This window comes from Brachybacterium sp. GCM10030267 (assembly GCF_042666875.1).
Classification (GTDB): domain Bacteria; phylum Actinomycetota; class Actinomycetes; order Actinomycetales; family Dermabacteraceae; genus Brachybacterium.
Window position 1 is genome coordinate 394048 of sequence record NZ_JBHTCX010000012.1, and the last position, 22393, is coordinate 416440.

Annotated in this window: 21 protein-coding genes; 9 read left to right on the forward strand and 12 right to left on the reverse strand. The window is 71.5% G+C overall.

The window, feature by feature from the left end:
• Position 1 precedes the first annotated feature (1 nt).
• On the reverse strand, positions 2-1300 hold the full coding sequence (locus ACFQS2_RS12865; protein ID WP_377793979.1) for a deoxyguanosinetriphosphate triphosphohydrolase: 1299 nt from the start codon (positions 1298-1300) through the stop codon (positions 2-4).
• 4 nt (positions 1301-1304) lie between these two features.
• A complete protein-coding gene (gene dusB, locus ACFQS2_RS12870) occupies positions 1305-2555 on the reverse strand; it encodes a tRNA dihydrouridine synthase DusB (protein ID WP_377016857.1) in 1251 nt (416 codons plus the stop codon).
• Positions 2556-2753: 198 nt separating this feature from the next.
• On the opposite strand from dusB, the gene ACFQS2_RS12875 reads away from it, so the two are divergent.
• On the forward strand, positions 2754-3128 hold the full coding sequence (locus ACFQS2_RS12875) for a helix-turn-helix domain-containing protein (RefSeq protein ID WP_377016855.1): 375 nt from the start codon (positions 2754-2756) through the stop codon (positions 3126-3128).
• On the opposite strand, the gene ACFQS2_RS12880 is transcribed toward ACFQS2_RS12875, so the two are convergent.
• The 4 genes from ACFQS2_RS12880 to ACFQS2_RS12895 form a co-directional block, all read right to left on the reverse strand.
• Entirely contained in the window at positions 3106-3708 is a 603-nt protein-coding gene (locus tag ACFQS2_RS12880; RefSeq protein WP_377016853.1) for a ClpP family protease, read from the reverse strand. The two genes, ACFQS2_RS12875 and ACFQS2_RS12880, sit on opposite strands and share 23 nt — an antisense overlap.
• The gene (locus tag ACFQS2_RS12885; RefSeq protein ID WP_377793980.1) at positions 3705-4409 is read right to left on the reverse strand and encodes a ClpP family protease; all 705 of its coding nucleotides are present in this window, start codon (positions 4407-4409) and stop codon (positions 3705-3707) included. Before ACFQS2_RS12885 ends, ACFQS2_RS12880 begins: the two co-directional genes overlap by 4 nt.
• Before the next feature lie 164 nt (positions 4410-4573).
• On the reverse strand, positions 4574-5599 hold the full coding sequence (locus ACFQS2_RS12890) for a DUF4037 domain-containing protein (RefSeq protein ID WP_377016849.1): 1026 nt from the start codon (positions 5597-5599) through the stop codon (positions 4574-4576).
• A gap of 25 nt (positions 5600-5624) precedes the next feature.
• Entirely contained in the window at positions 5625-7016 is a 1392-nt protein-coding gene (locus ACFQS2_RS12895; protein WP_377016847.1) for a glycine--tRNA ligase, read from the reverse strand.
• 195 nt (positions 7017-7211) lie between these two features.
• Here ACFQS2_RS12895 and ACFQS2_RS12900 point away from each other — a divergent pair, with 195 nt between their 5' ends.
• From ACFQS2_RS12900 to ACFQS2_RS12920, 5 genes are all read left to right on the forward strand, one after another.
• On the forward strand, positions 7212-8225 hold the full coding sequence (locus tag ACFQS2_RS12900) for a metal ABC transporter substrate-binding protein (protein ID WP_377016845.1): 1014 nt from the start codon (positions 7212-7214) through the stop codon (positions 8223-8225).
• On the forward strand, positions 8222-9013 hold the full coding sequence (locus ACFQS2_RS12905; protein WP_377016843.1) for a metal ABC transporter ATP-binding protein: 792 nt from the start codon (positions 8222-8224) through the stop codon (positions 9011-9013). Before ACFQS2_RS12900 ends, ACFQS2_RS12905 begins: the two co-directional genes overlap by 4 nt.
• On the forward strand, positions 9010-9924 hold the full coding sequence (locus tag ACFQS2_RS12910; protein WP_377016841.1) for a metal ABC transporter permease: 915 nt from the start codon (positions 9010-9012) through the stop codon (positions 9922-9924). Before ACFQS2_RS12905 ends, ACFQS2_RS12910 begins: the two co-directional genes overlap by 4 nt.
• Positions 9925-9980: 56 nt before the next feature.
• Positions 9981-10385, forward strand: coding sequence for a Fur family transcriptional regulator (locus tag ACFQS2_RS12915; protein WP_377793981.1), 405 nt, complete (start codon positions 9981-9983; stop codon positions 10383-10385).
• Between the two features lie 70 nt (positions 10386-10455).
• Positions 10456-10998 carry a DedA family protein gene (locus ACFQS2_RS12920; RefSeq protein WP_377793982.1) on the forward strand — a complete coding sequence of 181 codons (543 nt, stop codon included), beginning with the start codon at positions 10456-10458 and terminating at the stop codon, positions 10996-10998.
• Positions 10999-11033: 35 nt separating this feature from the next.
• Here ACFQS2_RS12920 and ACFQS2_RS12925 read toward each other — a convergent pair whose 3' ends face one another.
• Both ACFQS2_RS12925 and recO read right to left on the reverse strand, forming a co-directional pair.
• The gene (locus ACFQS2_RS12925; protein WP_377793983.1) at positions 11034-11882 is read right to left on the reverse strand and encodes an isoprenyl transferase; all 849 of its coding nucleotides are present in this window, start codon (positions 11880-11882) and stop codon (positions 11034-11036) included.
• Positions 11883-11916: 34 nt separating this feature from the next.
• Complete coding sequence (gene recO, locus ACFQS2_RS12930) at positions 11917-12651, reverse strand: DNA repair protein RecO (protein ID WP_377793984.1); 735 nt, start codon at positions 12649-12651, stop codon at positions 11917-11919.
• Between the two features lie 254 nt (positions 12652-12905).
• Between recO and ACFQS2_RS12935 the strand changes: the two genes are divergently transcribed.
• Together ACFQS2_RS12935 and thpR are read left to right on the forward strand one after the other, a co-directional pair.
• Positions 12906-13646 (forward strand): EcsC family protein, encoded by a 741-nt coding sequence (locus ACFQS2_RS12935; protein ID WP_377793985.1) that lies wholly within the window; start codon positions 12906-12908, stop codon positions 13644-13646.
• The gene (gene thpR / locus ACFQS2_RS12940) at positions 13643-14236 is read left to right on the forward strand and encodes an RNA 2',3'-cyclic phosphodiesterase (RefSeq protein WP_377793986.1); all 594 of its coding nucleotides are present in this window, start codon (positions 13643-13645) and stop codon (positions 14234-14236) included. Before ACFQS2_RS12935 ends, thpR begins: the two co-directional genes overlap by 4 nt.
• Before the next feature lie 86 nt (positions 14237-14322).
• Here the strand turns inward: thpR and ACFQS2_RS12945 are convergent, their stop codons facing one another.
• Complete coding sequence (locus ACFQS2_RS12945; RefSeq protein ID WP_377793987.1) at positions 14323-16680, reverse strand: M28 family peptidase; 2358 nt, start codon at positions 16678-16680, stop codon at positions 14323-14325.
• Positions 16681-16956: 276 nt separating this feature from the next.
• Between ACFQS2_RS12945 and ACFQS2_RS12950 the strand changes: the two genes are divergently transcribed.
• A complete protein-coding gene (locus tag ACFQS2_RS12950) occupies positions 16957-17997 on the forward strand; it encodes a DMT family transporter (protein ID WP_377793988.1) in 1041 nt (346 codons plus the stop codon).
• Between the two features lie 31 nt (positions 17998-18028).
• Here the strand turns inward: ACFQS2_RS12950 and leuA are convergent, their stop codons facing one another.
• The 3 genes from leuA to ACFQS2_RS12965 all read right to left on the reverse strand — a co-directional run bounded on the left by leuA (position 18029) and on the right by ACFQS2_RS12965 (position 22369).
• Positions 18029-19738: a 2-isopropylmalate synthase gene (gene leuA, locus ACFQS2_RS12955; RefSeq protein WP_377794176.1), complete on the reverse strand. Its 1710-nt coding sequence runs from the start codon at positions 19736-19738 to the stop codon at positions 18029-18031.
• A gap of 308 nt (positions 19739-20046) precedes the next feature.
• The gene (era, locus tag ACFQS2_RS12960) at positions 20047-21000 is read right to left on the reverse strand and encodes a GTPase Era (RefSeq protein ID WP_377794177.1); all 954 of its coding nucleotides are present in this window, start codon (positions 20998-21000) and stop codon (positions 20047-20049) included.
• Positions 21001-21034: 34 nt separating this feature from the next.
• Complete coding sequence (locus ACFQS2_RS12965) at positions 21035-22369, reverse strand: hemolysin family protein (protein WP_377793989.1); 1335 nt, start codon at positions 22367-22369, stop codon at positions 21035-21037.
• Between the last annotated feature and the right edge of the window lie 24 nt (positions 22370-22393).

Sequence of the window (22393 nt, forward strand, 5' to 3'; positions counted from 1 at the left end):
ATCACAGCTCCGATCCGAGCCCGGGCAGCGGGGTGTCCGCTGCGGTGACATGCGTGAGCTCCCGGTCGAACAGCACCTCGTGCAGGCGCCGGGCCGTGACGTCCGTGTAGGAGGCGATCTGATCGACGACCACGCGTCGACGGGAGTCGTCGTCGCCGGCAGCCTCCCACAGCTCGGCGAACAGCGGGCTGAGATACACCGTGCCGGTGTTCCACAGCCGCGAGTACAGGTCGCGGATGATCTCCTCCTGCGCCTCGTAGACCGGCTGCTGGGTGGCCGAGGACATCACGTAGGCAGCGGCCAGCCCCTTGAGCACGGCGATCTCGAGGTGCGTCTGCTCGGGCACCACGGCTTCCCCGCTGTAGCGGGCGATGGGCTCCTCGCCGTGGGCGGTGCGGGTGGCGGTGACCACCGAGCGGGTGAAACGCCCGATGAGCTGGCTGGTCATGTTCTTCAGGGCGGCCGCCGAGCGCATCGTGCCCGTGAACGACGGCGTCCAGTACGGCTCGGCCTCGAGGCGCTGCAGGGCGGCGTCGAGCGCGTCGATGGATTCATCGGGCATGTACCAGTCCTGGACCACGTACAGGGCCGCGGAGCGCTCCATCGGCTCCTGCAGCTTCGCGAGGTCGAGGGTGAGTCCGGTGACGGCGTCCTCGATGTCGTGGACGCAATAAGCGATGTCGTCGGCCAGATCCATGACCTGCGCCTCGAAGCACTTGCGGCCCGGGACGGCGCCCCGGCGGGCCCATTCGTAGACGTCGAGGTCGTCGGCGTACGCGCCGAACTTGGGCGAGTCCGGGTCCGGTCCCTGTCCGCGGGCCCACGGGTACTTGATCGCGGCGTCCACGCTCGCCCGGGTGAGGTTGAGCCCGTAGGGGCGCTCCTCCCCGATGACTTTCGGCTCCAGGCGGGTCAGCAGGCGCAGGGTCTGGGCGTTGCCCTCGAAACCTCCGAAATCGGCGGCGAGGTCGGCCAGCACCTTCTCGCCGTTGTGGCCGAAGGGGGGATGGCCGAGGTCGTGGGAGAGGCAGGCGGCGTCGACCACGTCGGGGTCGCAGCCCAGCTCGAGACCGATGTCCCGGCCCACCTGCGCGACCTCGAGGGAATGCGTCAGGCGCGTGCGCACGAAGTCGTTGGCGCCGGCGCCGAGGACCTGCGTCTTCGCCCCGAGCCGCCGCAGCGCCGAGGAGTGCAGCACCCGGGCGCGGTCACGCTGGAACGGCGTGCGCGCCTGGGACTTGGCGGATTCGTTCACCCAGCGTTCGAGGTCGGCCTCGGTGTATCCCGCGGGCGTGGTCATCCCCTCAGCCCCCCGAGGTGTCGAGCTCGGCCTCGTGCAGCCGCTCGGCGTGGTCGGTGGTCATCGCGCGGGACTCCATCCACCCCTGGGGCACGACGGCGCGCTTGGGGCTGCCGGCCCGGCCGCGCGGGCCTTCCACGGCCTCTCCGGGGTAGGGGGAGTCCAGATCGAGCTCGGCGAGCTTCGCGTCGAGGTCGGCCAGCGACTCCATGGTGGCCAGGCGGTGGCGCATCTCGCCGCCGACGGGGTACCCCTTGAAGTACCAGGCCACGTGCTTGCGCAGGTCGCGCAGGGCGCGGCCTTCGTCCTCGAAGAACTCGACCAGCAGTTCCGCGTGCCGGCGCAGGATCCTCGCGATGTCCCCCATCGAGGGGCGGATGCGGTCCGGTCGGCCGGCGAAGGCCGCGGCGAGGTCGGCGAACAGCCAGGGCCGTCCCTGGCAGCCGCGGCCGACGACGACGCCGTCGCAGCCGGTCTGCTCCATCATCGTCAGTGCGTCCTCGGCGGACCAGATGTCGCCGTTGCCGAGCACCGGGATGCCGGTCACCAGCTCCTTGAGATCGGAGATCGCGTCCCAGCGGGCGGTCCCGGAGTAATGCTGGACGACGGTGCGGCCGTGCAGGGCGATCGCGGCCGCCCCGACCTCCTGGGCGATGAGCCCGGCGTCGCGGTACGTGACGTGCTCGTCGTCGATGCCGATGCGGGTCTTCACGGTCACGGGCACGTCGGGCCCGGCGGCCTCGACGGCGCCGCGGACGATCTGGGTGAACAGCTCCGTCTTCCACGGCAGCACGCCTCCCCCGCCGCGCCGGGTCACCTTGGGCACCGGGCAGCCGAAGTTGAGGTCGATGTGGTCGACGAGGTCGCGCTCGCGCAGCATCTCGACCGCCCGGCGGACCGTGGCGGGGTCCACGCCGTACAGCTGCACCGAGCGCGGCGTCTCCCGCTCGCCCATGGTCACCAGGCGCCACGACTCCGGGTGATCCTCCACCAGGGCGCGGGTGGTGACCATCTCCGAGACGTACAGTCCCCCGTCGTGCTCGCTGTGCAGGGCCCCGAACTCGCGGCACAGCAGGCGGAAGGCCATGTTGGTGATCCCGGCCATCGGCGCGAGCACCACCGGGGTGTCGATCGTGTGCGGTCCGATCGTCAGGGCGCGACGGGTCGGGCCATCGGCAGGCACGGTCGATGGCGTCGCAGCGGGCACGGTCACGGCATGCCCGCTCCCGGAATGCAAAGCGTCGAGGGTGGTCATCGGACTGATTGTCCCACCTGGCCGTGCCGGCGGGGAGGGCGGATGGGGGTGATGTGCATCGAACCGGGCTGGGGAGGGTCCGGGATGCGGGGGCGGCGAGGACAGTGGCGGAGGCCGACGGCAGGGGCCGCAGAGCTCCGGTTTCTGCTCTCAGCAGAGGACGCGGCGCCGAGGAGGAGTCCGGCGTAGCCTCGGGCCATGGACGGGCATCTGGAACCTCTGCTGCGCGAGCTGGTCGGCGCCGCGCTCCGCGAGGAGCGCACGCGTCAGGGCCGCACGCTCGCGCAGGTGGCCGATGCCGCCGGCATCAGCATGCAGCACCTGTCCGACGTGGAGCGGGGGCGCAAGGACCCCTCCTCCGAGATGCTCGCCGCGATCACCGGCGCCCTTGCCCTCACGGTTCCCGATCTGCTGCTGCGGGTGGCCGACGGCGCCGCGGTCACGGGCCTCGCCGCGGCGGAGCCGGTGCGGCTCGAGCTCTCCTCGCTCTCCGGTCCGGGGCGCCGGCAGATCCGGTTCGACGGCGACGGCCGGGCCGCCGGCGCCGGCCTCACCCTGCTGTCGGCCGCCTGATCAGCACCTCGTCGGCCAGTCCGTAGGCGACGGTCGCCTCCGCGTCGAGCACCTGCTCTCGTTCCAGATCCCGGCGCACCTGGTCCAGGGAGCGCCCGGAATGCTCGGCGATCAGCGCTTCGAGCGCGCGGCGTATCCGTTCGACCTCCTCGGTCGCCAGGATCAGGTCCGGCACGGCGCCGCGCCCCTGCGCCTCCAGCGGGTGCAGCACGACCCGCGTGTGCGGTAGCACCCAGCGCAGCCCCGGCGTCCCGGCGGCCAGCAGCACCACCGGCGCCGCGACCACCTGGCCGACGCAGGTCACCGCCACCCGGCTGCGCACGTAGGTCAGGGTGTCGTAGATGGCCAGCACCGCCTGCGCCTCACCGCCGCTGGAGTTGAGATAGAGGTGGATCGGTGCGTCGGCCGAGTCGTTCTCCAGATGGAGAATCTGGGCGATGACCGTGTTGGCGACGCCGTCGTCGATGGGGGTGCCCACGTAGATGATCCGGTCCGAGAGCAGGCGCGAGTACACATCGGCGCTGCGCTCGACGCCGGCACCGGTGCGCTCGACGACGCTGGGGATGGTGTAGCTGCTCATCGCGCGCCTCCTTGGGCCGGACCCTGATACGTGGAGGGGACGGCGCTGGTCAGGCCGAGCGACGGGGCGGTGCGGGCCGGGACCCCCAGCGGCAGCACGTCCTCGAGGGAGGTGACGATGCGGTCGCAGAACCCGTAGTCGACGGCGCCGGCGGCATCCCACATGCGGTCCCGCTCGGAGTCCGCCGCGATGGTCTCCTCGCTCTGTCCGGTGCGCTCCGCCGTGATGGCGATCAGCAGATCGCGGCCGCGCCGCAGATCCTCGGCCTGCAGTTCGATGTCCGCCGCGCTGCCGGCGAACCCGGCGGACCCCTGGTGCATGAGCACCCTGCCGTGGGGCAGGATCAGCCGTTTGCCCGGGGTGCCGTGGGTCAGGAGGTACTGCCCGGCGCTGTAGGCCATCCCCAGGGCGACGGTGCGCACGTCGCACGGGACGAGGTCGATGAGGTCGCCGATGGCGAGCATCGCGGGGACCAGTCCGCCCGGGGAGTTGATGAGCAGGGTGATGTCGCGCTGCGGCTCCTCGGCGGCCAGCAGCAGCAGCTGTGCGCTGAGCCGGGCGCCGTTGTCCTGATCCAGCTCACGGTCCAGCAGCAGGATCCGGTGGTGGAGGAGGCGGGTCGCGGTGAGGTCGCCCAGCCCCTGGGGCGGGGCCGGATCGGGGGTGGTCTCGAGTCGTGGAGGGGCTGCGATGGGTGTCATGGGACCAGCCTGATCCCGCCGGCGGCGGCACGAGGATGGATCCGTCGTGCGCTGATCAGCGCACAGCGGAGGGTCCGCGCCACCGGGACAGCGGTGGCTCGGTTCCGGGGCCGGGCCCCGGGTCGGGTCGGCCGCTGACGAGACAGCGTCGGGCAGCGTCGGCCTCAGCCGCCGACGAGGCGGCGCCGGGCGTCGGCGTCCACCAGCACGGTCACGTTATCGCTGATCTGCTCGGCGGTGCCGACGCCGGCCGGCAGCGCCCGCACGGCCGGATCGGTGATCGTCTCCCCGAGCAGTTCGGGGATGCCGCGCACCCCGATATGCGGGCGCTCGAAGAACGCCTCGGTCGCCGGCTGCAGCGTCGGCAGCCCGATCTCGCCCTGGGCCGCTGCGAGCAGTTCGACGGCGTCGGCCAGGGCGCCCTGGCGTGTGCGCCAGTCCCGCGCCCTCAGCACCTCGTGCACGGCGATGCGGAGCGCTCCTCCGCCCGGGAGCCCCGCGGCCGAGCGGGCGAGCCACTTCCCGTACGGCGGCCAGCGCCGGTGGAGCAGATGCGCGAGGTGGAGCATGGTGCGCACGTGGCGAGCGGCGATCACCGACGACCCGTCCTCGTCGCCCCGCAGGCCCGCGCGGCCGACGTCGGGGAACTCCTGGCCCAGACGCGACCAGTCGGCGGCCATGGCGTAGATCCAGAGATCGCGCGGATACCAGGCCAGGATCTCGCGGATCCGGGAGATGGCGCCGGTGCCGTCGTGGAAGACGGGCCCGGCGGTGACCTCGAGGACGCACTGCCCGGTCAGCGAGAGCCAGTCGAGGACGGTGAGTCCTCGCGCCGGGTCGAGACCGAGCCGGGAGCGCGCGAAGTCGGCGGCCGAGGCCACCTCGACCCGGTGACGGACCTGCGGGTCCCAGGTCGTCGCGAAACGGGTCGGAAGTCCGCGCCAGGTCCTGGGCAGCTCGCGCTCGAGCAGGGCGTCGATCGGATCGGCCCGGTCGCCCTCGACCAGCAGTGTCAGGCGAAGACCCCAGTCGTGGTCGCGGGACTGGGCATCATCGAAGCCCAGCACGTCGGAGCCCGAGCCGAGGCGGGCGGCGGCGTACCCCAGCTGAGGAGCATGACGGGTCAGAAGCGGTTGGACGAGATCCTCGAAGTACGCCTGCGAGAGCTCCGCACCGCCGCCGGCTGTCATGGGTCGCGGGGAACGCCGGGCGCCCTCAGGCGCCGATCAGCCGCGCGGCGAGGTAGGACTCCACCTGATCCAGCGCCACGCGCTCCTGGGACATGGAATCCCGCTCGCGGATCGTGACGGCCTGGTCGGTGGCGGTCTCGAAGTCGACGGTGAGGCAGAACGGGGTGCCGATCTCGTCCTGGCGACGGTACCGGCGACCGATCGCCTGCGTGACGTCCATCTCGACGTTCCAGTGCTTCCGCAGCTGGTCGGCGAGCTGGGTGGCACGCGGGACGAGGTCCTCGCTCTTGGACAGGGGCAGCACGGCGGCCTTGATCGGAGCCAGGCGCGGGTCGAGCTTGAGCACGGTGCGCTTGTCGACACCGCCCTTGGAGTTCGGGGCCTCGTCCTCGGCGTAGGCGTCGGCGAGGAAGGCCATCATCGAGCGGGTCAGACCGAAGGACGGCTCGATGACGTAGGGCGTGTAGCGCTCGTTCGACGCCTGGTCGAAGTACTGCAGCTTGGTGCCCGAGCCCTCGGTGTGGCTGGCGAGGTCGAAATCGGTGCGGTTGGCGATGCCCATGAGCTCGCCCCATTCGCTGCCGGAGAAGCCGAAGCGGTACTCGATGTCGATCGTGCCCGCGCTGTAATGGGCCCGCTCGTCCTCGGGGACGTCGAATCGGCGCAGGTTGTCCTCGGAGATCCCGAGGTCGGTGAACCAGTTCCAGCAGTCCTCGACCCAGGTCTCGAAGTGCTCGTCGGCCTCCGCGGGCGGCGTGAAGAACTCGATCTCCATCTGCTCGAACTCGCGGGTGCGGAAGATGAAGTTGCCGGGGGTGATCTCGTTGCGGAATGCCTTGCCGACCTGCCCGATCCCGAAGGGCGGCTTCTGGCGGGTGGCGCCCACGACGTTGAGGAAGTTCACGAAGATGCCCTGGGCCGTCTCCGGCCGCAGGAAGTGCAGCCCGGCCTCGCTCTGGACGGGGCCGAGGTAGGTCTTGACCAGCCCGGAGAACTGCTGGGGCTCGGTGAACTCCCCGCGGGTGCCGCAGTTGGGGCAGGGCACCTCGGCGAGGCCGCCCTCGGGCGCCCGCCCCTTCTTCGCCACGAAGGCCTCGAGCAGATGGTCCTCGCGGAACCGGTTGTGGCAGCTCTTGCACTCCACCAGCGGATCGGTGAACGTCTTGACGTGACCGGAGGCCTCCCACACGCGCTTGGGCAGGATGATCGAGGAGTCCAGGCCCACCATGTCCGCCCGCGACTGGACGAACGTGCGCCACCACTGGCGCTTGATGTTCTCCTTGATCTCCACGCCGAGCGGACCGTAGTCCCACGCGGAGCGGGTACCGCCGTAGATCTCTCCCGCCGGGAACACGAAGCCGCGCTTCTTCGCGAGTGCGATGACGTTGTCCAGCGTGCTGGCGGGGGCCTTGGCCACGGGGAGACTCCTGGTGACGGGTGAGATGGTCCGCCCCAGGATAGCCAGGTCGCGGCGTGGCCGCGCGCGGGAGGCCCTGGGGCGGCCTCAGCCGACCTGCACCGGGCCCGGTCCAGCTGTGATCGTGGGCACGAACGGGGCCGCAGGGCGTGGCGCGACTTGCCTCCCGCCCCACCGCTGGTGAGAATGATTGTCATGTTGCACAGCTCCGCCCTGCGTCCGTCCCGCCGCTCCGTCCTCGCCCTCGCCGGCCTCGGTGCGGGCGCCGGGGCTCTCGCGGCCTGCGGGGCCGGCGGCGAAGGGTCCACGGCGCCGGTGGTGGTGGCCGGGTGCTACCCCATGGAGTACCTCCTCGACCGGATCGGCGGCGAAGAGATCGACATCGTCCAGCTGGCCAAGCCCGGGGCCGATGCACACGGCATCGAGCTCTCCCCCAAGCAGGTCATCGAGATCCAGGAGGCGGCCCTCGTCGTCCAGATCCCCGGGCTGCAGACCGCACTGGACGATGCGATCAGCTCCCATGGCGACGAGAACGTGCTGGACGTCTCCACGGTCGTCTCGATGCTCTCGGCCGACGAGGGCCACGAGCATGAGCACGAGCATGAGGGGAGCGAGCACGACGAGGCAGCGGGCTCGGGCTCGAGCGACGAGGGCGGCGCCGAGGCGGGCGGTGACGGCCATGACCACGGCATCGCCGGGGACGACCCCCACCTCTGGCACGACCCCGCACGGATGGCGGACATCGCGGACGCCCTCGCCCAGCGTCTCGGGCAGATCGTTCCGGAGGCCGCCGAGACGTTCACCGCCAACGCCGAGACGGTCCGCACCGAGCTCGAGGATCTCGATGCGGAGCTCGCGGAGAGCTTCGGTGCCGCCGACGGCGAACGCACCTTCGTGACCAGCCACACGGCCTTCTCCTATCTCGCCGATCGCTACGATCTCACCCAGGTGGGGATCACGGGTATCGATCCGGAGACCGAGCCCTCGCCGCAGCGGCTGCTGGAGCTCGAGGGGGTCATCGCCGAAGCCGGCGTGACCACGATCTTCTTCGAGACCACGGCGAGCCCGAAGGTCGCTCAGACCCTTGCCGACAACGTCGGCGTCGAGGCGGAGGAGCTCGACAACCTCGCCACGCAGCTCTCCGAGGACGCCGACTATCCTCAGGTCATGCGCGAGAACAGCCGCAAGCTCGTCGAGAGCTGGTCATGACGGCCGCCACGGACTCGCCGGCACCCGCCGGCGCTCTGGACCCGGTGGTCGAGGTCCAGGGCGCGCGGGTCGCTCTCGGCGGCAACCGCGTCCTCCACGACGTCGACCTCCGCCTCGACCGGGGTGAGCTGGTCGCGCTGCTGGGTGCCAACGGCTCCGGGAAGTCGACGCTGCTGCGCGCCGTGCTCGGGGTGCTGCCGCTGGAAGCCGGCACCGTGCGCCTGTTCGGGCAGTCCGTGCGCAAGCGGGCCTCGCATGATCGTCTCGGGTACGTCCCGCAGGACAATCCGGCGGCCGGCTCCATCCCGGCCACGGCGCGCGAGACCGTCGCCACGGGCCTGCTCGGATCGCGCTCGTGGTTCCTCCGTCGCCGCGATCCGCGCATCGAGCGGGCGCTGGAGGCGGTCGGTCTGGTCGACCTCGTCGACCGGCCGATCACCCGCATGTCCGGCGGTCAGCGGCGCCGCGTGATGATCGCCCGCGCCCTGGTGCGCGACCCCGAGGTGCTGGTCCTGGACGAGCCCTTCGCCGGCATCGACGTCGGTACGCAGGATCTGATCGCGGGCCTGTTCCGGGAGCTCTCCGCCCGCGGCACCAGCATCCTGGTGGTCCTGCACGAGACCGGTGCCCTGGAGGACCAGCTGACCCGCGCCGTCGTGCTCGACCACGGGCGCGTGGTCCATGACGGGCCCGAGGCGCAGCGCCCCGAGCTGGACCCCGGTCACGACCACACCGGCCCGATCGACCGGATCGACGAGTGCCTCGGACAGGAGATCCACCCCGCATGATCTCTCCGCTCGACATCCTTACCTACGACGTGCTGCGGTACCCGCTGATCATCGCGGTGCTGATCGGTCTGACCGCCCCGGTGGTGGGTACCTTCCTGGTCCAGAAGCGTCTGTCGCTGCTGGGCGATGGCCTGGGCCATGTGGCTCTGACCGGTGTCGCCGTCGGCTGGCTGGTCGGCGCGTGGGTCGCCGCCACCCCCGCCGATCTGCTGGCGATCCCCGGCGCGCTCGCCGCCTCCGTGATCGGGGCGCTGGCCATCGAGTACGTGCGGGAGTTCGGCCACACCAGTCGCGACGTCGCCCTGGCGATCCTGTTCTACGGGGGCATCGCCGGCGGCGTGGTGATCATCCAGCTCGCCGGTGGTACCTCACAGAACCTCATGGGCTACCTGTTCGGGTCCCTGTCGACCGTGACCCTGCCCGACGTCACCATCGCCGTGGCGCTGGCCGTGGTGGTCCTGGCCATCGGGCTGGGCCTGAACGGCCTGCTCTCCGCGGTCACCAGCGACGAGGAGTTCGCCCGCGCATCCGGTCTGCCGGTGCGGCTGGTGAACATTCTGGTCGCGGTCATGGCCGCTCTCACCGTGACGCTGTCGATGCGCATCGTGGGCGCCCTGATGGTCTCGGCACTGATGATCGTGCCCGTCGCGGCGGCACAGAACCTGGTGGTGGGCTTCGCCCGCACCATGCGCACCGCCATGGTGATCGCCGTCGCGTGCGCTCTGGGCGGCCTGCTGATCACCGTGAACGTGGATCTCCCGCCGGGCGGGGTGATCGTGCTGCTGACCATCGCGGTCTACGCGGTCGGCCTCGTCATCGCCGCGGCCCGCGGTACCGCCCGCTCACGGCGGAATCGCGACCTCACCGCCGCGCCGCCGGAGCCCGAGGCGATGGACGCAGCGCGCGGATGAGTCCGTCCGATCACGTCGGGATGGAGGTCCCGAACCGGATCAGGGACAATGGAGGGATGCAACGGAACACCCGCCAGCGTGCCGCGATCCTCGAGACGCTCTCGCGACAGGATGACTTCCGCAGCGCCCAGCAGATCCACGAGCAGATGAAGGCCGACGGGGAGACCGTCGGCCTGGCGACCGTGTACCGCAATCTGCAGGCGCTGAGCAAGGCCGGCAGCCTCGACGTGCTCGTCGCCGATGACGGCGAGGCGCTGTACCGCCAGTGCGCCGACAGCGGCCACCATCACCATCTGGTGTGCCGCGAATGCGGGCGCACCGTCGAGTTCCTCGCTCCCGAGCTCGAGGCCGCCATGACCTCGATCGCCGGCAGGAACGGCTTCACCGACCTCGACCACACGCTGGAGGTCTTCGGGCTGTGCACCGAGCACGCTCCCGCGGGCCGGGCCGTCTCCGGATGAGGGCGACCTGATGATGGCGCAGTCCCCATGACGCAGCGGGCCCGATGACCCCGATGACGGAGCCCAGCAGATGATGGAGTGGATCGGATCGCTGCCGCTGCTGCCGGCGATCGCTCTGCTCTATCTGGTGATCCTTCTGCGCGCCGGCGGCACCTATGCCCTCGGCCGCGGTGCGAACCGGCTCGCGGACCGCGGTCGCGTCGCTGATCTGCTGCGCCGTCCGCGCGTGGTCCGCGCCATCGGCATCGTCAACCGCCGCGGCGCACCCGTCGTGGCGATCAGCTTCCTGACCGTCGGCTTCCAGACGGCCGCCAACGCCGCCGCCGGGCTCACCGGGATGCCGCTGCGTCGCTACCTGCCCGCACTGGCCATCGGCGGGCTCGCATGGGCGGTGGTCTACGCGACCGTCGGCCTCACCGCGCTGTTCCTGTGGGTCGAGCTGTTCCTGCGCAGCCCCGGGGTCGCCGCCGTGGTGCTGCTCGCGCTCGCGGCCGGCGTCCTCGTCCTGGTACGTCGCGCGCGCGGGCGCCGGGCAGCCGATCCCGCAGAGGTGGGCGCAGACCCCGACGAGGCCGCGGTCGATACGGGCGAGGGCTCCGACGGGATGCGCTGAGGGGACCGATGGGATGCGCTGAGCAGCGGGCGAAGTCAGGACCGAGCCGGCGCGGATCCCGTCGACGTGCCATCGCCCGCCGGGGGCTCGTCGGCCGCGAGCGCATCGATCGCTCCCCCGTAACGGCGGTCGCGCCTCGCGTACTCCGTGATCGCCCGCCACAGGACCCGGCGGTCGACGTCGGGCCACAGCTCCGGGACGAACACGAGTTCCGCGTAGGCCGACTGCCACAGCAGGAAGTTCGAGGTGCGCTGCTCCCCGCTGGTGCGCAGGAACAGGTCCACGTCCGGCATCCCGGGATCGATCAGATGCTTGGTGAGGGTCTTCTCGGTGATCCCGCGCCCACTGAGCCGGCCGGCGCGTGCCTCCTCGGCGACGGCGCGCACGGCATCGACGATCTCGGCGCGGCCCCCGTAGTTCACGCACATGTACAGCGTCATCCGGGTGTTCTCGCGCGTGAGCTGCTCGGCCTCCTGGAGTTCCCGGATCACGCTGCCCCACAGCCGCTGCGCGCGGCCGATCCACACGATCCGCACGCCCCAGGAATTCAAGGTGTCCCGCTGGCGGCGCAGCACCGAGCGCGAGAAGCCCATCAGGAAGCGGACCTCGTCGGGGGACCGCTTCCAGTTCTCCGTGGAGAAGGCATAGGCGGACAGATGCGTGACGCCGATCTGGAGAGCGCCGGCGACGACGTCCAGCAGTGCGGCCTCGCCGGCCTCGTGACCGGCGGTGCGCGGCAGTCCGCGCTGGTTGGCCCAGCGGCCGTTGCCATCCATCACCACTGCGACATGGGCGGGGATGGTGGGCGCGGGCAGATCGGGGGGCTGCGCGCCGCTGGGGTGCTCGAACGGCTGCTCGCCTCCGCGCTCGGATGCGCCGGGCATAAGGTCTCCTCCAGGGTCTCTCGCGCGGACGCGCTCAGCGCTCGACGTAGCTCAGGGAGCGCACCGAACGCTCCAGGTGCCAGGTCACGGTGTCGCTGATCAGGCGACCGGCCTCGTGGGCCACCGTGTCCTCGGCCGGGACGACATTCTCCCAGTCCCCCGCCAGCAGGAAGATCATGTGCTCGATCGCCGGCTGCCGCACCGCGATCGCCCCGGGACGGCGGCACCCGGTGCAGACCAGCCCGCCCGCGCGGACGTCCAGGGCGTGATGCGGGCCGGGAGCGCCGCAGGAGGCGCACATCCGCAGCTCGGGGGCCCACCCGGAGACGGCGAGGGTGCGCAGGAGGAAGGAGTCCAGCACCAGGGGCGGCGCGACCCGGCCCTCCCCCATCGCGCGCAGCGCGCCGACCAGCATCAGGAAACCGCGCTGGCTGGGATCGACGACCTCGTCGGTGAGCCGGTCGGTGGTCTCGAGCATGGCGCTGGCCGCGGTGAAGCGGCCGTAGTCCGCGCTGATCGCCACGGCGAACGGTTCGATGGTCACGACCTGGGTGACGGTGTGCAGATTCTTGCCCGCGTGCAGCTGGAGGTCGACGAGGCTGAACGGCTCCAGGCGGGCACCGAAGCGGCTGCCGGTGCGGCGCACGCCCTTGGCGACCGCACGCACCTTGCCGTGGCGCCTGGTCAGCAGCGTGATGATGCGATCGGCCTCGCCCAAGGGGTGGGTGCGCAGGACGATCGCATCGTCTCGATAGAGCTTCTGCTGCATGGTGCCTCGAGCCTACGACCAGGGGCTCACGGACGGGCGCACCTGCGAGCGGTGTCGGCCAGGAGGTCCATCACGTCGGTGCTCAGGGCGACCCGCGCGATCGGTGGTCCCGGGCCATGGTGGGCGCCGAGGGCCCCGGCCCGCCGCACCGAATGGTCGGGACGTGTCGCCGTCAGGGCCCGACGACGGCATGATGGCCGCACGCGATGGGCGCCCGTCCGGGCAGCCGGAGACGAGACGAGGAGGGATTCGCCGTGGGCATCCTCGGAATGCTGCGCCGTGACCATAGGACCACCAGCACGGCACGTCAGGCGCTGAAGGAGGCCCGCAGAGGTCCTCGCGCCGAGAGCGAGTCGGCCGCCGCGGACGCGAGCGGTGGAGCGCTCCAGCGCCTGGTCGAGACGTTCCGCGACATCGGACTGGACGGCAAGCTCAGCTATTCCTCGGCGCAGGACATCGCCCGGTGGGCGCAGCGCGGCCGGGGGCGGAAGCGCCCGGAGGTCGCGATCCGCCGCATCGTGCGCCGCCATCGCCGCGGCGTGACAGTGGCGGGGTTCCTCACCGGTCTCGGCGGCATCTTCACGCTCCCCATCCTGCTGCCGACCAACGTGGTCGAGTTCTACGTCCAGTCCACCCGCATGGTCGGCGCCATCGCCGTGGTGCGCGGGTACGACGTCGACGACGAGGACGTCCGGGTCCGCGTCCTGGCAGCGCTGATGGGCGAGGAATCCGGGGACGTGCTCAAGAACGTCGGGCTCGGTCCGGTCGCCGGAGTCGCCACGCGCACCGTCGCCAAGCGCCTGCCGACCAGTCCTCAGTCCGCCGTCGCCGGCGCCATCGGCGGGCGGATCCTGCGCAAGTTCGGCCTGCGCTCGGTGCGTCTGTTCGGCAAGGCGATCCCCGGCCTCGGCGGCGTGCTGGGGGCCATCGGGGACCGTGCTCAGCTGGCACGGATCGCGAAGGCGGCCAGGGAGAGCTTCCCGCCGGCCGCATGATGCGGGTCTTCGTCTCGATCCGGCCCTCACCGGATGCCCTGGACCATCTCGCCTCCGCACTGGACGAGGTGCGGTCGCGGACGGGACTCTCCTTGCGCTGGGGCGACGCCGCCCAGTGGCATCTGACTCTCGCCTTCCGTCCCGACCTGCCCGACGGGGCGGTCGATGAGGCCCTGGCCTCGCTCGCCGAGGTGGCCGCGCGGCACGAGCCGATGGATCTGCAGCTCTCCGGGGCGGGGACGTTCAGCAGCCGCACGCTGTGGATCGGAGTCGGCGGGGAGGTCGATCGCCTCGGCGCCCTGATGAGCGAACAGCTGCTGGGCGAGGAGGATCGTGAGCGCCGGCGGGCCCACCTCACGGTCGCACGGGTCTCCGCCCGGGCACCGCGAGCGCGCCGCCGTCGTTCGCGCTGGGACCCGCAGCCGGATCCGACGCAGGTGATGCTCGCCGACGCCGTCCATGCGCTCTCCGTCTACCGCGGGCCGATGTGGCGGACCGACGAGATCGAGCTGGTCACCTCCCGCCTCGGGCAGGGCCGTTCCGGTGGTCCGCTGCACGAGGTGCTGGGCGCCGTCCCGCTGGGAGGGTGAGGCCGGCCCACGGACGATGACCGGATCGGGACCGGAGTTCTCGCGATGCCGCGCGCGGAGTCGCCCTGGTGTTCTCGATGCCCTCTTCAGCTCGTCCGGATCGTGGAGCTCACCGTGACGCGGGGCTGCACGAGGGAGACGTCCTCCGCGGGCTCCGTCCAGCCACCGGCGAGAGACGGCTCGAAGATGGTCTCGCGCACCGTCAGCTCGGCGCCGGCGGCGAGCGAGAACTCGATGGTGATCGTCTGCCCCGCGCGCACCCCGACGATGCGGATCTCACCCAGGCCGCCCTCGGCACGGACGGGGGTCCCGTCGACCGTGACGTCGGTCAGCGTCCCCTCCTCCGGCAGGAGCAGGAACTCGGAGGCGTCCCGTGGCGCGGTGATGGTCAGCTCCGCGTCCGTCCTCCCGTCGGCCGTGTCGGCCCGCAGGTCGTACGTCAGCGGCTCCAGCTCGGTGGTCGCGGTCGTCCCGTCCAGCTGCTCACCCCAGTCGGTGGTGCCGGTGGCGTCCCAGGTCGTCTGCCCGCTCGCCCCGTCCACATGTGCGGTGACGCGCTCCTGGATCGGCTCCGGGGAGGCGAGGGTGACGGCGGAGGCTCCGAGGGTCAGCCCGATCGCGAGCACGGCCGGGAGGACGGGGATCAGCACGCGGTGCGGGCGCCGAGCTCGGTGGCGCGCCCGCACCCGGCGACCCAGGAACAGTGGCGCGGCGGCCGCCACGGTCAGGATCGTGGTCCCGGCCAGCCCGCCGGCCGAGGAGGCGATGCCGAACTCCATCAGCGCCGAGATCTGCGCGCCGAGCGTCCAGCCGACGATCACCAGCGCCACTGCCCGCACCACCAGTCCCACAGCGGGCGGGAGGAGCACCGCGGCCAGCGCCCCGATCGCGGCGACTGCGGCCGGCAGGATCATGGCCATCCCGAGACCGGGAAGGAGCAGGCCGAGAGAGGTCAGCAGAAGCAGCATCGTGATCGCCGCGCCGTGGAGGAGTGCCTGGCGCGTGATGAGGATCCGTGCCAGCACCCACGCGCCCGCCACCACGGCCGCAGCGGCCATCAGCTCGGCGACGAAGAACAGCTCGGCGCGGACGGGCTCGCCCGTCGTCTGCGAGAGCATCTCGGGGCTCGCTGCGGCGGCCGCCTCCCACAGCAGCGCCCCGGCTCCGGCGCCGAACATCACCGCCACCAGGCCCGCGAGCACGCCGCCCAGGACGCCGGGAAGGGTGAGTTCGCCGCGCCGGCGCCGCACCAGCACGGCCGCCAGCAGCGCCATGGGGGCGAGGACGCTGATGACGCCCACCGCGACCGGTGGCAGGGCGATGATCCCCCACGGAGCGGTGGTCTGGACCGGTTGCTCCCCGGCCCGTTCCTCGAGCGCGCCGAGATCCCGCTGCGCCAGGTCCCGGGTCAGCGCCAGGGTCATGTCGCCGTAGTGCTGGAGGGTGCCCCGGTCCAGATGGGCGGCGTCGTCCTGGGGGCTGTGATACGCCCACGAGTCGTCCGTGATCGCCATGTCCATGCCCCACCAGCCCGCCTCGCGGTACACGGTGAAGTCGGTGTCGTTGGGGATGAACTCGAACAGGGCGCCGGTGAGGGACTCGAACTCGGGATGCGGCATGGCGCCGTACACCAGGTGCATGGGCCCGTTCGATCGCGTCACCGTGGGGCGACCGGAGACGCCGCGGGCTTCGTGGTTCAGGACCACGACAGGCTCGGTGAGGTCGCCGGCGTGCGCGTCGACGAAGGCCTGCGAGCCGAGCAGGCCGGGCTCCTCGCCGTCGACCAGGAGGATCACGAGGTCGTTGCGCTGCGCCTCGGGTCCCAGGGCGCGGACGGTCTCGAGGATCACGGCGAGCCCGACCCCGGCATCGGCCGCCCCCGGCGCATTGGGCACCGAATCGATGTGCGTTCCCAGCACGATGGTGCCCGTGGGGTCGGTGCCGGGTCGGGTCGCGACCAGGTTGCGGGTGTAGCCCGCCGAGCCGAAGCCGGCGCCCGTGTCGGTGTCGGTATCGGCACCGGAGACTGTCCGGGCGCCGATCGACTCCTGCGTGGTGGTCTCGAAGCCGAGCTCGGCCAGACGGTCCGAGAGCAGGGCGTGGGCCTCGGCATCGGCATCGGAGCCGACGGGCCGAGGCTCCGCGACCGCGGGCGCGGCGGCCTCGCTCGCCCGCGCAGCGCTGAAGACGTCCGAACTCCCATCGGCGCCGACCGGGGCGCTCACGCCCCGGGAGGAGAATCCGATCGTGGCGGCGGCCAGGAGCACCACGAGCAGTGCCAGGCCCTGCCATCGGCCGAGCAGCGTGCCGCCTCCCTCGCCGTGCGCATGACCCGGTGCTCCGGCCTGAGGGTCGCCATGCTGAGGGTCGGTGTGAGCGCCGGGCTCGGGTGCGGAGCTCGTACTGTGCGGAAGCGGGGCCTCGTCCTCCGAGTGCGTCGTCATGGCACCTGTCTACCCGGACCCCCACGGCCCTGTCTGTCGTTCTCCCGAACGAGATGTGACCTGCGCGCCCGCGAAGTGGACCGGCCGGGCCCGGCCGGGCACAGTGGAGTCGTGAAGACACCTGGTTACTCCGCAGGCCCCGCATCGTCCGGCCCCGCACCGTCCGGACCCGCTCCGGCCGACGGCACATCGAGTGGCCGGGCGCAGGCCGGTCCGGCCCCGGCGGGCACCGCCGGCACTGCGGCGGACGGTACGGTCGCTGCGGGCCCGCCGGTGGTGCCCATCCTGTTCATCCTGGGCTCGTGCTTCTCGGTCCAGTTCGGGGCGGCCCTGGCGACCCATCTCTTCCCCGCGCTCGGCTCCTGGGGGACCACGGCGCTGCGTCTGGGCCTGGCGGCCGTGCTGCTGATGGTGATCGTCCGCCCGAAGTTCCACCGCTTCACCCATCAGCAGTGGATCGCGGTGGCGGCCTTCGGAGTCATCGTCGGCGCCATGAACGGCAGCTTCTACAGCGCGATCGACCGCATCCCCCTGGGCACGGCGGTCGCGATCGAGTTCCTCGGACCGCTGACGGTCTCGGCGGTGCTCTCGACACGTCGCACCGATCTGCTGTGGGTGGCGCTCGCCCTCGCCGGAGTCAGCCTGTTCGGTCTCGAATCCTTCACCGGCGCGGGGGCCCTGGACGGGATCGGGGTGCTGTTCGCTCTGTTCGCGGCCGCCTGCTGGGGCCTGTACGTGCTCGCCAGCGCCAGGGTGGGCAAGCTCGTGCCCGGCCAGGGTGGGCTCGCGGTCGCTATGGCGATCGGGGCGCTGGTGGTGCTGCCCCTCGGCGCCCCGGGAGCGCTGATCGGACTCATGGACCCGCAGCTCCTCGCTCTGGCCGCCGGCACCGCCGTGCTGGGGTCCGTGCTGCCCTACAGCCTCGAACTCGCTGCTCTCCGGCGCCTTCCCCGCCACGTGTTCGGGATCCTGCTCAGCCTCGGACCGGTGGTCGCGCTGATCGCAGGCGTGGTGATGATCGGGCAGGAGGCCACCTTGCTGCGGGTCGCCGCGGCGGTCTTCGTCGTCGGCGCGAGCATCGGCGTCACCGTGACCAGCCACCGGGCGGCGCACCAGGCACGCAGTGGCTCCGTGTCCGAGGCGCCGGGCGCGGCTGACGGCGATCCAGCGGCGGACTGGGAGCTGCCGGCGCCCACCCAGTCCACCCTCACCGGCGAGATGCCCGTGATTCCTGACCCGGACGCCCGGGTCGACGACACGCCGACGGCGACCCGAGCGCCGGGCGAGGACGGCCGCTCCGGCTCCGAGACGCTCTGAGCCTGCGGCGCGCTCAGGGCCGGGAAGGCGCTCAGAGCCGCGCGCGGTGCTCGCGGTTCAGGGCGGAGATGATCGCCTCGAGGGATGCCCGGGTGATGGATCCGTCGATGCCGACGCCCCAGAAGATCCGGTCCCCGATCTCGCACTCGATGTACGACGCCGCCAGGGAGTCGTCGCCCTCGGTCAGGGCGTGCTCGGCGTAGTCGAGGATCCGCACGTCGATCTTGCGCTCGGCCAGGGCCTTGACGAAGGCGTCGAGCGGACCGTTGCCGATCCCGGTGATCTCGTGCTCCTGCCCGTCGATGACGAGCTGAACGGTGATGCGGTCGGCGCCCTCGCCGGTGGATTCCTGGGTCATGCTGCGCACGCTGAAGCGGCCCCACCGGCGGGCCTCCTCGTGGGAGGGCAGGTACTCGTCGGTGAACGCGTCCCAGAGCTGCTCGGCGGAGACCTCACCGCCGTCCGAGTCGGTCTTGTTCTGGACGATGCCGGAGAACTCGATCTGCAGGCGTCGCGGGAGGTCGAGGCCGTGCTCGGTGCGCAGGAGGTAGGCCATCCCGCCCTTGCCGGACTGCGAGTTCACGCGGATGACCGCTTCGTAGGAGCGTCCCAGGTCCTTGGGGTCGACCGGCAGGTACGGGACCCGCCAGACGGCGTCGGCGACGTCCTTCCCGGCAGCCTCGGCGTCGCTCTGCATCCGCTCCAGGCCCTTCTTGATGGCGTCCTGGTGGGAGCCGGAGAACGCCGTGAAGACGAGGTCGCCGCCGTAGGGGCTGCGCTCGGGCACCGGCATCTGGTTGCAGTGCTCGACCGTGCGGCGCACCTCGTCGAGATCGGAGAAGTCGATCTGCGGGTCGATCCCCTGGGTGAACAGGTTCAGGCCGAGGGTCACCAGATCGACGTTGCCGGTGCGCTCGCCGTTGCCGAACAGGCAGCCCTCGATGCGGTCGGCCCCGGCGAGGTAGCCCAGCTCGGCGGCGGCGACCCCGGTGCCGCGGTCGTTGTGGGGATGCAGCGACAGCACGAGGGAATCCCGGCGGTCGAGGTGGCGATGCATCCACTCGATCGAATCGGCGTAGACGTTCGGGGTGGCCATCTCCACGGTCGCCGGCAGGTTGATGATCATCTTGTCGCTCGGCGTCGGCTTCACGACGTCGATCACCGCATTGCACACGCGCAGGGCGTACTCGAGCTCGGTGCCCGTGTAGGACTCCGGGGAGTACTGATAGGTGATCGCCGTCTCCGGGATCGTCTCGGCGTACTTGGTGCACAGCAGCGCGCCCTGGACGGCGATGTCCAGGACCGCGTCCTCGTCGGCCCGGAAGACGACGTCGCGCTGGACGACGGAGGTCGAGTTGTACAGGTGCACGACCGCCCGCTTCGCGCCCGCGATCGCCTGGTACGTGCGTTCGATGAGGTGCTCGCGGCACTGGGTGAGGACCTGGATGGACACATCCTCGGGGATCCGGTCCTCCTCGATGAGGGTGCGCACGAAGTCGAAGTCGGTGCGGGAGGCGGCCGGGAACCCGACCTCGATCTCCTTGTATCCCATCGCGACCAGGAGCTCGAACATGCGCAGCTTGCGCTCGGAGTTCATGGGGTCGATGAGGGCCTGGTTCCCGTCGCGCAGGTCGACGGCGCACCAGCGGGGGGCGCGGGTGACGCGCCGGGTCGGCCAGGTGCGGTCCGGCAGCTCGACGCGGATCTGCTCGTGGAAGGGCAGATACCGGTGGGTGGGCATGCCCGAGGGCTGCTGCGGTGTATCGCCCGTGGAGCCGAGGACGGGAGCCGACGGATCGCCGACGGCGGCGATCTCCGGCGCGGACGGCGCAGCGGACGAGGTGGCGGCGGACGAGGTGGTGGTCTCGTTCATGAGGGAATCCTTCTCGCTGGGGTACCGGTCGCCGGACAGCACGTCAGCCGCGGCGGGGTCCCGGCGTTCAGGTCCCGACGCGGCGGCTAAGCAGCAGAAGCGATCCACTCACGCTGGTCACGGTAGCACCGCGCGAGCGGACGTCGATCGACGCTCGCGATCCGAGACAGCGCACGTCAGAAGCCCAGGCGACCGAGCTGCTTGGGATCGCGCTGCCAGTCCTTGGCGATCTTCACCCGCAGGTCCAGGTGCACCTTGCGCCCCAGCAGCTCGTTGATCTCCGTGCGCGCACGGGAGCCGACGTCCTTGAGCCGGGACCCGCCCCTGCCGATGATGATGCCCTTCTGGCTGTCGCGCTCGACGAACAGCGTCGCACGCACCACCAGGCGACCCTCGCCCGGTGCGACCTCTGCGAAGGGGTCCCCGTCGGGGTCTGTCTCGACGACCTCCTCGACCACCACGGCGATCGAGTGCGGGAGCTCGTCGCGCACGCCCTCGAGCGCCGCCTCCCGGATCAGTTCGGAGATGCGGTCATCGCGGGTCTCCTCGGTGAGCTGGTCGTCGGGGTAGAGCTGCGGGCTCTCGGGCAGGTGCGTGGCGACCACGTCCAGGAGCACGTCGACCTGCTCGCCGGTGACGGCGGAGATCGGCACGATCTCGTCGAAGTCGATGAGCTGGTCCACGGCCATGAGGTGCTCGGCCAGCCGGTCGCGGGCGACGAGATCCGTCTTGGTCACGATCGCGATCAGGCGGGGGCCGCGCCGGCCGCTGCGCATCTCGGCGAGATCCTGGGCGATGAAGCGGTCACCGGGACCGATCTTCTGGTCGGCCGGCAGGCAGAAGCCCACCACGTCGACCTCGCTGAGGGTCTCGCGCACCAGGTCGTTCAGACGCTCCCCCAGCAGCGTGCGGGGCCGGTGCATACCGGGGGTGTCGACCAGGATGATCTGAGAGTCGGGCCCGGTCACGATGCCGCGGATCGCACGCCGGGTGGTCTGGGGCTTGGTGGAGGTGATCGCGACCTTCTCCCCCACCAGAGCGTTGGTCAGGGTGGATTTGCCGACGTTGGGCCGGCCCACCAGGGCGACGAAGCCCGCGCGATGGACGGGGGATTCCTGCTCGGTGTTCATGCTCGGGCTCTGTTCGTCATTGCTGTCCTGGTGATCAGTCATCTTCGTCCTCCTGGTCGGTCTCCGCCGCTGGGTCCTCGTGCGGCTGCGCCCGCGAGACGATCACGGTGGAGAGTCGGCGGCGTCGCCCTGCGGTCTGCTCCGCTTCCAGGGCGAGTCCGTACGCCTCGGCGCGGGAGCCGACGATAGGCACGTGGCCGGTCACCTTGCCCAGCAGCCCGCCGACGCTGTCGATGTCGTCGTCCTCGATCTCGAGGTCGAAGAGCTCGCCGACCTCCGAGAGCCCGGCCCGTGCGGGCACACGGTAGCGGCCGTCCCCGAGGTCCTCGATCTCGGGTTCGGCAGGGTCGTGCTCGTCGGCGATCTCGCCCACGATCTCCTCGAGGATGTCCTCGATGGTGACGATGCCGGAGACGCCGCCGTACTCGTCGACCACCACGGTGATGTGGACGTGGCTGGTCTGCATCTGCCGCAGCACCTCGTCGGCCGCGACGAACTCGGGCACGAACCGGGCGGGACGCATGATCTCCGCGACAGGACGGTCCGGGCTCGGATCCCACGGTGAATGGATCGCCTTGAGCACGTCTTTGACGTAGAGCATGCCGCGCAGATCGTCGGCGCTCTCGCCGATCACCGGGATGCGGGAGAAGCCCGAGCGCACGAACAGGCGGACAGCCTCCTGCGCCGGGGCGTCCTCGGCGATCGCCACCATGTCGGTCCGGGGGACCATCAGCTCCCGCACCATGGTGCCGCGCAGGTCGAAGACTCCCTGGATCATGTCCCGCTCGCCGTCGGCGACGTGCTCGTCCTCCAGGGCGCGGTCGACGCTGCGACGGGCGTTCTCGGCACCGTCCTCGCCGCCTTCCTGCCCACCGGACCACGCTGCGCGGTTCTGCCCGACCCGTGCCAGCGCGCCGGCGGGCAGCCACAGCAGCCCGCGGGCCGCGGCCACCAGCAGGCGGTTGGCGATGAGGACCGACTCGGGTCGGCGGCGGCCGATGGCTCGCGGGGAGATCGCGAGGACCGTCAGCAGCAGCGTCCCGGCGATCACCACGGTGACCAGGGCGGGCAGTACCCATCCCGCTGCGCCGGGGACGTCCAGGGCGGTGTAGGCGATGCCCGCGACCGAGACGACGGCGAGGGTCTCTGCCAGCACGCGACCGAGCGCGACCGAGGCGAGGGTGCGTGCGGCATCGGCGTGCTGGGCCAGGACACGGTCCCGGACCGGGGCCGGCCGGTCCCCGACGGCCTTCTCCAGGGTCCCGCGGGAGACGACCAGATGCGCGGAGTCGACGGCGCCGAGCAGGGCAGCGATCACGAGTGCCGCCAGCGCCAGCGGGGTCAGGATGAGGAGGGCACCGGTCAGCATGTGCGTGGTCCGTCCCGCGGGATG

Coding starts and splice junctions, on each gene's coding strand:
- dusB (WP_377016857.1), bottom strand. CDS start 2,555: ATGACCACCCTCGACGCTTTGCATTCCGGGAGCGGGCATGCCGTGACC.
- leuA (WP_377794176.1), bottom strand. CDS start 19,738: ATGCCCACCCACCGGTATCTGCCCTTCCACGAGCAGATCCGCGTCGAG.
- era (WP_377794177.1), bottom strand. CDS start 21,000: ATGAACACCGAGCAGGAATCCCCCGTCCATCGCGCGGGCTTCGTCGCC.
- ACFQS2_RS12965 (WP_377793989.1), bottom strand. CDS start 22,369: ATGCTGACCGGTGCCCTCCTCATCCTGACCCCGCTGGCGCTGGCGGCA.
- ACFQS2_RS12900 (WP_377016845.1), top strand. CDS start 7,212: ATGTTGCACAGCTCCGCCCTGCGTCCGTCCCGCCGCTCCGTCCTCGCC.
- ACFQS2_RS12905 (WP_377016843.1), top strand. CDS start 8,222: ATGACGGCCGCCACGGACTCGCCGGCACCCGCCGGCGCTCTGGACCCG.
- ACFQS2_RS12865 (WP_377793979.1), bottom strand. CDS start 1,300: ATGACCACGCCCGCGGGATACACCGAGGCCGACCTCGAACGCTGGGTG.
- ACFQS2_RS12910 (WP_377016841.1), top strand. CDS start 9,010: ATGATCTCTCCGCTCGACATCCTTACCTACGACGTGCTGCGGTACCCG.
- ACFQS2_RS12920 (WP_377793982.1), top strand. CDS start 10,456: ATGATGGAGTGGATCGGATCGCTGCCGCTGCTGCCGGCGATCGCTCTG.
- ACFQS2_RS12915 (WP_377793981.1), top strand. CDS start 9,981: ATGCAACGGAACACCCGCCAGCGTGCCGCGATCCTCGAGACGCTCTCG.
- ACFQS2_RS12880 (WP_377016853.1), bottom strand. CDS start 3,708: ATGAGCAGCTACACCATCCCCAGCGTCGTCGAGCGCACCGGTGCCGGC.
- ACFQS2_RS12945 (WP_377793987.1), bottom strand. CDS start 16,680: ATGACGACGCACTCGGAGGACGAGGCCCCGCTTCCGCACAGTACGAGC.
- ACFQS2_RS12925 (WP_377793983.1), bottom strand. CDS start 11,882: ATGCCCGGCGCATCCGAGCGCGGAGGCGAGCAGCCGTTCGAGCACCCC.
- recO (WP_377793984.1), bottom strand. CDS start 12,651: ATGCAGCAGAAGCTCTATCGAGACGATGCGATCGTCCTGCGCACCCAC.
- ACFQS2_RS12875 (WP_377016855.1), top strand. CDS start 2,754: ATGGACGGGCATCTGGAACCTCTGCTGCGCGAGCTGGTCGGCGCCGCG.
- ACFQS2_RS12890 (WP_377016849.1), bottom strand. CDS start 5,599: ATGACAGCCGGCGGCGGTGCGGAGCTCTCGCAGGCGTACTTCGAGGAT.
- thpR (WP_377793986.1), top strand. CDS start 13,643: ATGATGCGGGTCTTCGTCTCGATCCGGCCCTCACCGGATGCCCTGGAC.
- ACFQS2_RS12885 (WP_377793980.1), bottom strand. CDS start 4,409: ATGACACCCATCGCAGCCCCTCCACGACTCGAGACCACCCCCGATCCG.